Source organism: Paraburkholderia sp. BL25I1N1 (genome assembly GCF_003002025.1).
Classification (GTDB): Bacteria; Pseudomonadota; Gammaproteobacteria; order Burkholderiales; family Burkholderiaceae; genus Paraburkholderia.
In genome coordinates this window covers 1-12,072 of record NZ_PVZB01000010.1, presented here as the reverse complement: position 1 = coordinate 12,072, position 12,072 = coordinate 1, and the positions used below count along the sequence as shown (strand labels likewise).

12 protein-coding genes and 1 pseudogene are annotated in these 12,072 nt (G+C 60.5%); 7 read left to right on the top strand and 6 right to left on the bottom strand.

Annotated features, from left to right (window positions below; translation table 11 throughout):
* Positions 1-5 precede the first annotated feature (5 nt).
* Positions 6-719 carry a response regulator gene (locus B0G73_RS16170; RefSeq protein WP_106282327.1) on the top strand — a complete coding sequence of 238 codons (714 nt, stop codon included), beginning with the start codon at positions 6-8 and terminating at the stop codon, positions 717-719.
* Positions 716-2,071: an ATP-binding protein gene (locus B0G73_RS16165; protein WP_106282326.1), complete on the top strand. Its 1,356-nt coding sequence runs from the start codon at positions 716-718 to the stop codon at positions 2,069-2,071. The genes B0G73_RS16170 and B0G73_RS16165 overlap by 4 nt, the downstream gene beginning before the upstream one ends.
* 43 nt (positions 2,072-2,114) lie before the next feature.
* On the opposite strand, the gene B0G73_RS16160 is transcribed toward B0G73_RS16165, so the two are convergent.
* From B0G73_RS16160 to B0G73_RS16150, 3 genes and pseudogenes are all read right to left on the bottom strand, one after another.
* The gene (locus B0G73_RS16160) at positions 2,115-2,381 is read right to left on the bottom strand and encodes a hypothetical protein (RefSeq protein WP_106282325.1); all 267 of its coding nucleotides are present in this window, start codon (positions 2,379-2,381) and stop codon (positions 2,115-2,117) included.
* A 560-nt stretch (positions 2,382-2,941) separates the two neighbouring features.
* Positions 2,942-3,274 carry a hypothetical protein gene (locus B0G73_RS16155; RefSeq protein ID WP_106282324.1) on the bottom strand — a complete coding sequence of 111 codons (333 nt, stop codon included), beginning with the start codon at positions 3,272-3,274 and terminating at the stop codon, positions 2,942-2,944.
* 432 nt (positions 3,275-3,706) lie between these two features.
* A pseudogene (locus tag B0G73_RS16150) lies at positions 3,707-4,015 on the bottom strand (LysR family transcriptional regulator); the annotation flags it as partial.
* A gap of 748 nt (positions 4,016-4,763) precedes the next feature.
* On the opposite strand from B0G73_RS16150, the gene B0G73_RS16140 reads away from it, so the two are divergent.
* The 3 genes from B0G73_RS16140 to B0G73_RS16130 are packed head-to-tail and all read left to right on the top strand — an operon-like array spanning position 4,764 to position 7,902.
* Positions 4,764-6,815: an alkyl/aryl-sulfatase gene (locus B0G73_RS16140; protein WP_106282322.1), complete on the top strand. Its 2,052-nt coding sequence runs from the start codon at positions 4,764-4,766 to the stop codon at positions 6,813-6,815.
* A 9-nt stretch (positions 6,816-6,824) separates the two neighbouring features.
* A complete protein-coding gene (locus B0G73_RS16135; RefSeq protein ID WP_106282321.1) occupies positions 6,825-7,352 on the top strand; it encodes a hypothetical protein in 528 nt (175 codons plus the stop codon).
* A gap of 49 nt (positions 7,353-7,401) precedes the next feature.
* Positions 7,402-7,902: a hypothetical protein gene (locus B0G73_RS16130; protein ID WP_106282320.1), complete on the top strand. Its 501-nt coding sequence runs from the start codon at positions 7,402-7,404 to the stop codon at positions 7,900-7,902.
* 305 nt (positions 7,903-8,207) lie between these two features.
* Here the strand turns inward: B0G73_RS16130 and B0G73_RS16125 are convergent, their stop codons facing one another.
* Positions 8,208-8,552 carry a DoxX family protein gene (locus B0G73_RS16125; protein WP_106282319.1) on the bottom strand — a complete coding sequence of 115 codons (345 nt, stop codon included), beginning with the start codon at positions 8,550-8,552 and terminating at the stop codon, positions 8,208-8,210.
* Positions 8,553-8,554: 2 nt separating this feature from the next.
* Entirely contained in the window at positions 8,555-9,478 is a 924-nt protein-coding gene (locus B0G73_RS16120; protein WP_106282318.1) for an NAD-dependent epimerase/dehydratase family protein, read from the bottom strand.
* A 109-nt stretch (positions 9,479-9,587) separates the two neighbouring features.
* Between B0G73_RS16120 and B0G73_RS16115 the strand changes: the two genes are divergently transcribed.
* Positions 9,588-10,214: a TetR/AcrR family transcriptional regulator gene (locus B0G73_RS16115; RefSeq protein ID WP_308706143.1), complete on the top strand. Its 627-nt coding sequence runs from the start codon at positions 9,588-9,590 to the stop codon at positions 10,212-10,214.
* Positions 10,215-10,529: 315 nt separating this feature from the next.
* The gene (locus B0G73_RS16110) at positions 10,530-10,928 is read left to right on the top strand and encodes a VOC family protein (RefSeq protein ID WP_106282317.1); all 399 of its coding nucleotides are present in this window, start codon (positions 10,530-10,532) and stop codon (positions 10,926-10,928) included.
* A 279-nt stretch (positions 10,929-11,207) separates the two neighbouring features.
* Here B0G73_RS16110 and B0G73_RS16105 read toward each other — a convergent pair whose 3' ends face one another.
* On the bottom strand, positions 11,208-11,771 hold the full coding sequence (locus tag B0G73_RS16105) for a hypothetical protein (RefSeq protein ID WP_106282316.1): 564 nt from the start codon (positions 11,769-11,771) through the stop codon (positions 11,208-11,210).
* Positions 11,772-12,072 lie beyond the last annotated feature (301 nt).

Genomic DNA, 12,072 nt, shown 5'->3' with positions numbered 1-12,072 from the left:
TTCGCATGGATCGCCCCGCCAAAATCATCGTGCTCGACGATGAAGTCGAATTGCGCAACATGCTGCAGCGCTTTCTGCGCGGCCACGGCTTTGACGTGCGCGTCGCCGAAGACGGCAAGCGCCTCGACCGTTACCTGGAGCGCGAGCCCTTCGATCTGCTGGTGCTCGATCTGATGATCGGTGAAGAGGACGGCCTCGCTATTTGCGCCCGTTTGCGCGAGCAGGGGCAGACCTTGCCGATCCTGATGCTGACCGCGAAGGGCGATCCGCTCGACCGGGTGGTCGGCCTCGAAACCGGCGCCGACGACTACCTCGCCAAACCGTTCCTGCCGCGTGAACTGGTGGCGCGTATCAACGCGCTGCTGCGGCGCCAGAAGATCGCCTCGGGCGAGGTCACCGTGACGTCGCAAAGCGTGAGCTTCGGCGACTTCTCGCTCGATATCGTCAAGCAGCAGCTGTCGCGCGCGGGCGAGTTGCTGGAGATTCACTCCGCGCAGATGCTGCTGCTGGTCGCGCTGGCGTCGTCGCCGAACCGGCCGGTGAGCCGCGACAATCTGCTGGCGCGCGCGCGGGGCCGCGAGCACGATGCGCTGGATCGCAGCATCGACGTGCAGGTGCTGAGGCTGCGGCAGATCGTCGAGGACGATCCGTCCAAGCCGCGCTTCATCAAGACCGTGTGGGGTGTCGGCTACATGCTGGTCGCGGACGTCGACTCATGACACGCTCGCTGCTGCAAAGCTTGCTGCCCAGAACGCTGCTGGCGCGCAATATCGCGCTGCTGATCGCGCTCGTGATGCTGAGCCAGGTGTGCGCGCTCGGCGTGTTGATCCACTATGTGCAGCGGCCGCGCGTCGAACGTGCGGCGGCCGTGTTCGCCACTTATGTGACGACGCTCGACAATCTGCTCGCGGCCACGCCGCCCGCGGCGCGTCGAGACTTGAGCGCGCGCCTCGACGCGCGCGCCCAGGCACCGGACGAAGCCGCCACCGCGCCGCCGCCGGATCTCATGCGCGCGTACCGCACCTATCAGCGCAACGTGTTTCTCGAGAGCTTGCGCGCGCATCTGCCCGCCGACATGCCGGCGCGCTGGCAAACGCTGGGCGGCCAGCGACTGTGGATCCGCATGCACGCGCCGGCCGATGCACCACAAGCGCCGTACTGGATCGCGCTGCCCGTTCCCGAAGACGCGCAGGGCAACGGACTCGACGCCGCCATCGTGCTGACGCTCGGACTCGGCGCGCTGGCGGCGCTGACCGGCTACCTGATCCAGCGCCACCTCAACCGGCCGCTCCAGGAGTTGACGCGCGCGGCGCGCCGCGTAAGCGCCGGTGAAACGCCCGCGCCATTGCCGACCGATGGCCCCGCCGAAATTGCCACGGTGAGCGGCGCGTTCAATCAGATGACGCAGGCGTTGCAGCAAGCCGAGGCGACGCGCGCGCTGATGCTCGCGGGCATCTCGCACGACATCCGCACGCCCTTGACCAAGCTGCGTCTCTCGATGGCCATGGCCATGCCCAGTGGCAGCGACAGCGGCTTCGTGGTCGCCGCTGAATCGTATCTGGATCAGATCGAAACGATCTTGCAGCAGTTCATGGATTACGCGGGCAGCGGCGAGCGCGAGCAGCCGGAGCCCGGCGATCTCAATGCGCTGATCGAACGGCTGGCGGGGGATTTCGCGGGGCTGGGGCACCAGTTCGAGCTATCCCTTGCGACATTGCCCGCTGTGCCGTACCGCCCGATCAGCATGATGCGGCTGCTCATGAACCTGATGCAGAACGCGATCGTGTACGGCGGAAGCGGACTCGCGGTGCGAAGCTGGGCCACGCGCGAGGCGGTGTACGTTGCAGTCGGCGATCGCGGCAAAGGTCTTTCAGCGCAGGAGTTGGAGCAACTGAAGGCGCCGTTCCAGCGCGGCCGCAATGCGCGTACGCACAGCGGCGGCACCGGGCTGGGACTGGCGATCGTCGAGCGAATCGCGCGTCTGCACAGCGGCAGTCTGGAGTTTCATGCGCGCGAAGGTGGCGGGCTGGAGGTGTGGGTGGTACTGCCCCTTGGCGCCTCGACACGCTAGACGTGGCAGCTTTCAAACGGCATGCGCTCGAAGCGGCCGTCGTTCACTTCCGGTCGAACCACGCATCCAGCCCGACCCGGAACGCCACGCCCGCGATCACCGGCACGGTCAGCATGAGGATGATGCCGAAGTTCGGAATCTCGTCGCCGTACGTAATCGGACCGTAAAGCACGACGGTCGCCACGATCGCGAAGACCACGACGCCCACGGCCACCATCAGAAGATTGCGCGCGGCGATCGGCATGACCTTGCGCGGGGCCTTGTGCGGTGGGGCGCTCGCAGCGGGGACTTTGTCGGGTTGGACGGGCATGATGGTTCTCGTGACGAAAGGACAGGCTGCGTGAGGAGCAACAGTGAACCGGACTCCACCAAAGGCGTGCGATGGGCATCATACCAGGGCGCGTGCGTGCCGCGCATTTCATGCCGCGCCCAACCATCTTGCGCCACGATGGCCAGCACGAGTGCGGCCATTGCGCTGAAACGGAATCCTGTTGATGCGGGAACACGCCTGACATCAATATAAGCCGCATTGGCGGCAACAGGATAAAAAGCGCGATGCCGATGGCCGGATCGCACGCGCAGATTGTCGGTCGCGTGAAAATGCGCTCTGCGGCGGTTGCGCCCTCGGCTTCATCGGATTGGAAGTTAAAGCGCGGGGACTCGCCAGTTGGCGGCGAGTCTTCAACTGGACAGGGTCATGCGGCGATAGTTCTGTTTGGACGTCTTCCGGAAGCGCGGACACGGTGTCTGAATTGACGCGCCGGACAATTGCTCTCGAACAACGCTACCGACGCTTACGGATCTCATTCGGCGACGTCCTTTGTGGAGTCGTCGCCGACGGCTAGTCTATCAAGCGAACCGACATGACCACTACTGTTGGCCGGCGGCCGGCGACACGACGCTTGGGGTGGCCAGTGTGTTGCTCGTCTTCGGAGCGCTGGTGCCGGAGGTCGAAGTGCTGTTCCCGCTCGGCAGGCCGGAGTTCGGCGCCTGCCGGGTGGCCATGCCGCTAGCGGAGTTGGTGCCGCTTGGCGTGCCGTAGCCACCCGCTGCGCCGTTCATCTGGTTCGTCTGGTTCGCCGGGCTAGCGGTGCTGCCTGACGTACCTGCGCCGCTGGAGCCTCCGGCCGTCTGTGCGAAAGCGCCGCCCGACAGGGCGAGTGCGGCGACGGCCGCGATTAAGGTGCTGGTTGCCTTATTCATGATTCGTCCTCCTTGGTTGGACCGGAATAAAGACGCAGACGATCGCCGCCTGCTTGATCACGAATGGAGCACTTAACGTGCCGCGTACTTTGCTTCGCAACGGGCGCATTTTTTCGGCGCTAGGCAGATTCGTCGTCGGGTTGCCGGCCGTTCGACTTCAACGCCCGCCCGGCACGGGAAACGCTGGGTGGCTGCGTCCAGTGCGCAGTTGAGTGTCACTAGCGCGCGATAACTCGCGGCTATGGCGACATGAGGGCGTTAGCGCAAAGGCAATGGAAGTAATTCTACTGGATCTGATTTCGTAAGGCTGCCGTCGGATAGGTTCATAGCGGATTTGCAATTGCTTCCGGGATGCTAATTAAAGTCCTTGCATTGCGCGGCCCCTGATCGTCGAAGCAATTAATCTATACACCGACAGCACTTGCCGGCGACCGCGAAGGTCACCGCGGCACTGACGCGAAGCACGCCGGAGAGTCCCGTCGACGCGTCGCGCGCGACATGTTCTGCAAGATCCGCTTCTTCGATTGCGCGCCGCGCGTGCTCGTAGAAGCGCCGACCTGCATCGGTGGGCGTCAGTGCGCGTGTCGAGCGCAACAGGAGTCGCACGCCGAGTCGCTCTTCGAGTTGCGCGATCGACTTCGACACGGCCGGTTGCCCGAGTTTGAGCCGCTTTGCGGCCGCCGAGAACGAACCCGGCTCCACCACACTGACATAGGTTTCCATTGCGGACGTCCGGTCCATGCCGCTGCTTCTCCTTGAAGGATCGTGTGTTTTGGCTGAGATGTTTTTCAGGCGGAAGTCTATCGCGTCAGAATCAGGTCGATGTGATTGCGCGTGTCGAGCAGGCTTTGTGATTTGCATAGCAATCGCCATCCACGGAAACGGTTCGCAGAATTAAACGAAATGACCCCGCCGCAGGCGATCCTGGTTGTCTCGCTGAGAAGCACGGCAAGCTGCTCTCGCAAGACTCGCTGCGCCGGGCGCGCACGTTTGAATAACTGTTCGTACATGCTTAAGTTCCGAGCCCGGCGTTCGGTGAGGCGCAAGGCGACCCGGTTGATCCGGTAGCCTCGTATCGTAGGGCGCCAATTCCAGATAACTTCCGATATTGCGAATTACCACGCAACCAAGTTGACGCAAAAAATGTGAGACATATCGAAAAATTGTCCTATGTTTAGAAACTGCGGACGTTTGAACCGCATTTTAAACGCCATATCGTTAGCCGGTCATTTATACGTTATCAGTTACGGGCATTGGATCATTCGGTCAATACGACTTGGAGGCCTGTGACAATCGCATAACCTTCCTTGATTGCCGATTCACGCGGACATAGGCCAAAAAGCTTGCTTCAGGCGAACGACGCTACAGATTACTGAATACGTAGCTGGCAGTTAATTAATCCATCGATTTTTCTGGATCAGTAAGAGGGCGGGCAGGCCACTCTCAAGGGCCATTGAGCGTCCGCTCTTCCTAATTACCGGAGGTGGGCATGTCCCAATCGGATGATGCGGCAAAGCCTGGAGCACGCAGGGCGTTCCTGAAAAACGTGGCGGTTGTCGGCGTAGCAACCGGATTTTCCGGGGCAGTTGGCGAAACGCTTGCGCAAGCCGGGTCGACAAACTCAACCAGTCCGGCTTCAAAGCCCGCGTCGCCCTCGACCATTGCATTGAACAAGCAATACGCCGATTTTCTTTCTTTCGCCGACGCCCAGGATTTTGAAGACGCAAAGCGCGGCCTCATCGCCACGCTCCCCGAACCGGTCATCATCAAGGGGCAAGGCGAATTCCCGGCTTGGGACCTTCAGCAGTTCGCGTTTGTACACGGAGGTCCGGAAAACAACGCTCCATCAACGGTCAATCCGAGCCTCTGGCGCAATGCCAAGCTGAACATGAATCACGGGCTTTACACAGTAGTCGACGGCATCTGGCAGGTGCGCGGCTACGACCTCTCCGTGATGAGCATTATTCGGGGAGATCACGGCTATATCGTCGTCGATCCTTTCATTACGACCGAAGTAGCTTCGACGGTGTGGAAGCAGCTCGTCATTCCGCATCTTGGCGACAAGCCGATCACTCACGTCATCTACACGCACAGCCATGTCGATCACTATGGCGGTGTGCGGGGCCTCGTCAGTGACGACGATCTGAAATCGGGCAAGGTGCAGATTGTGGCGCCGGTTGGTTTCACTGAAGCTGCCGTCGGCGAGAACATCATCGCCGGCAATGCGATGGGGCGTCGCGCCAGCTACATGTATGGCTCACTGCTACCGCGCAGCCCGACGGGGATTGTCGATGGTGGTCTGGGAAAGACAACATCGGTCGGTACTATCACGCTGGCTGTGCCCTCCATGTTTGCAGAAAAGACCGGCCAGAAACTGACGCTCGACGGCGTGGACATCGAGATTCTGATGGCGCCGGAATCGGAGGCGCCTTCAGAGTTCATGTTTTATCTGCCGAAGTTCAAGGCGTTCTGCGCGGCGGAAGATGCCACTCACACGCTGCACAATCTGTACACGTTACGAGGCGCAAAGGTTCGTGATGGGCTGCTCTGGTCCAAGTACCTGCAAACTGCGCTCGATCTGCACGGCGACGATATGCAGGTCCTCTTTGCCTCGCATTATTGGCCTACCTGGGGCAACGACCGGATTAATGCTTTCCTGCGTGCGCAACGCGACATGTATCGCTATCTGCATGACCAGGTCATGCGCATGGCCAACAGGGGCCAGACGCCGCTCGAGATTGGCGAGGCAGTCCGTCTGCCGGACAGCCTTGCGAAGCACTGGTATTGCCGGAGCTACTACGGCACGGTCTATCACGACGCCGTCGCGCAGTACAACCTGCGCCTTGGATTCTTTGACGGCGTGCCCGCAAATCTGCACCGCCTGCAGCCGACCGACAGCGGCAAGCGGTACGTCGAGTACATGGGTGGAGCGGCTGCCGTTCTGCGAAGGGCGCACGATTCGTTTAATCAGGGTGACTACCGATGGGTGGCGGAAGTCGTCAACCACGTGGTGTTCGCGGATCCGCAAAACACCGCTGCCAAACAGCTGCTGGCGGACGCTTATGAACAGCTTGGCTACCAGTCGGAGTCTGCGCCCTGGCGCAACTTCTATCTGACGGGAGCCATGGAATTGCGCAACGGCGTCAGGAAGGGACAGGCGCCCGCGCCACAGAGCCCGGATACCATTCAGGCCATGCCGCTCGACATGTTCCTCGACTACCTTGGTATCCGGCTGAATGGTGAGCGAGCGAACAGGAAGACGGCGTCATTCAATCTCGTACTGACCGATACGAAAGAAAACTGCGTGCTGGGCGTCGAGAACAGCGCGTTGCACTATTCAAAAGACAGAACCTCGAAATCAGCGGACGCAACGGTCACCATGACGCGCGCGGACCTCAACAGCATCATGATGGGACAAACCAACATGCAGAAGCTGGTGATGGCGGGCAGCGCCAAAATCGACGGCAATAGCCAGAAGCTTGGCGAGTTCGTGTCCTGGCTCGACAACTTCGATTTCTGGTTCAACATCGTCACGCCTTGAGGTGAAACCATGTGCGCGATCTGCAACTTCAAGATTGATTTCGGCGTTGGTCATCCTCTTGCGCTGACCGTCGCGGTAGCGACCCGCAAGGCGATTGATGCGGGGATTGTCGAGCCGATCGACGCCACGGGGGGTGCGCTCTCCGCGGCGCGCATGCGCATGTCCGCCGTCGAAGCGTTGAACCTGCTTCAGGCACGCATCGAAGCGGCTCACAGTGAAGACGCGCTTCTGGCGCTCCCGGACTTCTATGTGCTGCTCATTGAAAATGACACGTGGGGTTTCTTTCATGCGACCACGAATGGCTTCGACCCGGACGTTGTCCCCGAAATGCCTGACGTGACGACCACCGATGAAGCGAAACGCAGCAACATCGTCATCATGTCCGAGGCCGGCCTGCGAGCGTGGCTGGAACAACGCTTCGATATTGAGCTGGCATTGCGCGAATCGCTGTTCATGATCGACGCGCCTGCCAGTTCGACCGGGTCGCTAACGCAGATGCTCGCGATTGCGGAGCCGGCCGTCACCGATGATTGCTGAGGTGTGTTGAGCGTGCGGGTAGGTCAGGGCGGCTGGCGAGGAGCGCATCATGGGTACGCTGACGGGCAAGATCAAGCATGAATTCATGAAAGCGCTTCCGCCGACGATCTTCTTTTTCATCATCCTTCACATCGTCGCGATTGTCAGGGCGCTCATGATCAGAGGCTCGGGCATCTCGTTGCCTACGTCGACTTCGGTGCTCCTCGCGTCATTGATATTGGGTAAATCCGTTCTGGTCGCGGACATGTTGCCGTTCATCAATCGCTTTCCCGACAAGCCGCTTGTCTGGAACGTCGGCTGGAAGACGTTGATGTATGCGGCCGTCGCGCTCATCGTTCATTACTTTGAGCGGCTCTATGACTACTGGAAAGAAGCGCCCGGTCTCATCGCGGCCAATGCGCAACTCTGGGCCGATGTCAGTTGGCCACGCTTCTGGGCCGTCCAGATACTCCTCGCAACGCTGATCTTTATGTATTGCGTGATTGCTGAACTTGCGCGGGTGATCGGCCGAAAAAAGCTGAGCGCGATTTTCTTCGGGCCCATGCCTTAACGGTCTGGATGAACAAACTTGTGTGAACTGCCCGTGAAGAGCCGCTAACACATCGCTTCAAGAAGCAGAAGCGCGGGACGGCTAGTCAGGGGCGGCCGGAATTGCCATCGAATCTGGGCCGCTGCACACAGCTCGTGAAAATGGAGCGCACAGCCATCGCTGCAAAAGCCGGACCTATCAAGCACGTGGTCAACTGATGTTGCTCCAATGCCGCAATCCGCGTGTGTATTTCAAATACCCGCAGCGCGGATTGCCGGCGCGGCATGTTAGCGTCTCGAGCTCATTCGCGCGGTGACGCGGAAGCCTCATCCACGAACCGCCAAGGTGGCCACAATCAGAGCCGAGAAGACCAGCGCCGGGGCGAGATGCCCGAACGGCTCCCGGTTTCGTAGCAACGTGAAGAGCGCGCCGATCATGATCGCTCCCGCCAGCGTCAGGCCCAAGACTCTGGTTTGCTGCCAGGGAAGAAGTGCCGCACTCAGCAGTTCGAGCGCGCCGCAGAGCAACTGAAACCACTCCGGGTAACCCCAGCGTGCGAAGTCGCGTTTCGCCGCGCCGCGTCGTGAGAGATTGATCACCCCGGCAATCGCGAATAGAACCGCCACGATCGTCGCGAGAATCGATTCGAAAGATACGCTGTTCCACGCCATCGTCATGCTCCGTTGCTTTGCTGAAAGTGCGCTTGTGAAGAGAGGTCCGCAATCAGGCCGGGGCCGTGGGGTTCCCACGTCAGCACTCGCCGGGCGTGCTGGCCGCTGATCGTCTGGTCGAGCGCCAGTGCGTCAGCGAACGGTCCAAGCGATTGGCGGGCCTCGTCGAGCGGCCAGAGCGCGACGCGATCGGCGCCGACCGACGCCCGGATCGCTTCACCCATATCGGCAACAGCAACGGCATCTTCCGTGACCACGTTGAAGATCTGTCCGGCGACTCGCCCGTCCCCGCTTGCCGCCTGCTCGATCGCGCTGAGGTAAGCCGTGGCGAGATCATCGACGTGAACGGCGGGCCAGTGATTGCGACCATCGCCAACGATCCTCACACTGCCGCTCTCACGGGCCATGCCCGCAAGCATGCCGAAGACGCCGCCGCCGTAGCCGTGCACCATCGCCGGTCTGAGAATCGCTGCGGCGATCGAACGGCTCGCTGCCAGCGCCAGTACCTGTTGCTCCACTGCGGGCCGCCAGGCGATGAGCGGTGTCGGGTTCAGCGCCGATGCTTCCGTCGCGGGCCCTCCCTCCGTATTGCCGTAGACCCAGGTGCCCGACGTATAGACAAATACCGCGCCCGGACGCAAATGCGAAAGCATCGCTACCGCCGCAGCCTCATCAACAGCAGCGGCGGAAGCATCGTTGGTCGACGCGGCGTGCACCACGCCATCGGCGGCACCCGCAGCCGCCGCGAAAGACTGCGGCTCACGCAGGTCGCCCGCATGCAGTTTCACACCGAGACGCGCCAGCGCGCCGGCGGCCGACGACCTGTCCTGGCGCACCAGCGCGGTCACCTGATGGCCGAGGCTGAATGCCTTGCGTGCGACCGCTTGCCCGATGTAGCCCGTACCACCCGTAATGAACAGTTCCAAAGCGCTCTCCTTGATGATCGCCTGTGAAATCGATAAATCAGATGAACGAGACTTGTCGGTCTCGTTTTGACAAAGGTAAACGAGACTGCCCAGTCTTGTCAACTGTTCGATGATCTGCTATCTATGCCGTATGAACGCTTTCTCTCCCCCTGAACTGAGCCCGCTGCAACGCCGCAAGCGGTCCGCGATCCTCGACGGCGCGAAAGCCGTTTTTTTAAGCCAGGGTTTTGGCCTCGCCACGATGGACGACGTCGCGGCGACCGCTGGCGTCGGCAAACAAACGGTCTACCGCCACTTCAAGTCGAAGGAGGCACTCTTCGTGGGTCTGGTGAGCTCGATGTGCGCTGAGATCGGCGCACTTCTTGCGGGCGCTCTGCACGAGCCGTCCGATGGATCGCCTGAAGTGGAGTTGCACGAATTGGGATGGCTGCTCGCACGAAGTCTTATTGCGCCGGATTACCTGCGGCTTTACCGGGCGATCGTCGCTGAGGCCGAGCGTCTTCCGGAACTCGGTCAGGTGTTTTACGAAAATGGTGCAAAGGTCGTGCGTGCGTTCGCTGCGAGAATTCTGCGGAAGAGATTTGATGAGCCGACTGCTGCATTGCGGGCAGCAACGTTCGTTCAGCTGGTGCTGGGCGACGCGTATCTGGAACTGTCAATTGGCTACAGCGTGCCCGATGTCGACGCGCGCTTCGCGCTGCAGATTGACGAGGCGGTGGCGGCTGCGCTTCGTTGAAGGTACTGATTTCTTTGTCTGTTTACACGGAGAATTGAGGGGGTGCGGTGGATCGAGCGGGTGAATTCGTGGTGGTGTATTGGGGGTTGCGTTGGGCTCTTGTCGGACCCACAAGAGACGGTCAGACTTCTCGTCAACCGCCATTCGTTCACGATGCCGACAGGACGGGCAGCTTCCGACGTTTGCGCAGAGAGCTACTTGCGCAAATCCGCTCTCAATTCGGACGCCCCGATTCGGGCCATGCAGAGTTGCGCGAGATAATTGCTTTGCCGGGCGGTAAGATAGCTGCCCGAATTCTGACTTGAGCAAAAATTCATGCAGCTTCTCGATCATGTTTCGATCGGCGTTCCCGACCTTGACGCAGCGCGTCCGTTCTACGACTCAATCATGAAGGCGCTGGGAGCAACGAAGGTCTACGACCGCCCCAATGCGCTCGGTTACGGAGAGCGTTGCACGCGGGATGATACGGAATCGACCTTTTTGGCGGTCTATCTGGACCCAAGCAACATCGACCCGAACAAGCGGCATTGGTGCTTTAAGGCGGCGTCCCGCGAAGAAGTGGACGTATTTTTTGCGACCGGCCTCGCCGCAGGAGGGCGTTCGGACGGTGAACCGGGCCTTCGGCCGCACTACCATAGCGACTACTATGCAGCGTTTCTCTTCGATCCGGCCGGCAATCGTGTGGAGGCGGTGTGCCATTCCGCTTCGAGTTGAACGCGCTACCAGCTAATTGTTGACAGCAACCCTTCTTGCTCCGGCAGCCGAAGAAATATGGCGCGCTGGCGAGCGGCTGCAAATGGCCCAACTCTGCCCGACGCCGCCGTACGCAGGACTCTAAAACCGCGCGTCAGGCAGAGGACCGCAGCCGACCCTGATGAGACAGTCGCGGAAAGCGAAAGCGGACATTCGCATCGTCGTTACGAGCGAACCTGTCCTGCTGAGCTTGGCGACCACGTTGCCTAAATTTGCAGAGAGTCCGAATCGTCGCCCCAATCACGGCGCGACCGGCAGTTGCTTCCATTCGGTGCCTGTGCGTCGGTACAAGTGGGGGCGCAGCCGATGGTCGCAATCCCCAGACCGCTCTACGACGTGCCGAAGCTCTACCAGCCCTTGTGCGGAAGATGAGTCGCAGAATGCAAGGAGGTCGCGCGCTGGAGCAACAGCTACAAAGCCCTGTGGGGCGAGATGGGCGTACCAGTGATTCCACATGGCATCAAGCGCGAGAAGACTCGCCTCGAAGTTGCCTCCCATGAGTGCAACATATATGGAACCGTACTCGCGAACAGCCAACTTTTCTTCCGCAAGAGCCTGCAAGTTTGAAACGGCCATTGAATGAAGCTCGTCGACCGACACACCTTCCTGTTGCAGATGTCCGTGCTGAACAAAAGCCAAATGATCAGCTGCATCCGCGACGTACGAAACCAACAGGTCGTCGGTGAGGGGACGGAGAACCGGCGAGTCCTCTCGTGATAACGATATTGCTGGTGTTGAGTCTTGCACCACGGGCTTCAAGTAAGCGATGGCGCGGGCACAGATGCCGCCTTCTGTCACAGTCATAGAGTGAGATGCAATCAATCCAGAAATACTGCTAGAACCGGAGAACCAACCTTGGCGGATTGTCGACGATTCGGGTCGCGATGTCGAATGGCGGGTTGTGGCCCAACTCTGCCCGACGCCGCCGTACGCGGGACTCTAAAACCGCGCGTCAGGCAGAGGACCGCAGACGACCCATACGAGTCGTTCAGATTCGACTCACCAATGTACGCTCATAGGGCGGCACGGGACGATCAGTGCCGAAATCTTGTAGTTGTGCCCGAAGAGCAAAATTTGGCCACGCCTTGTGAACGTCAAGCGATAG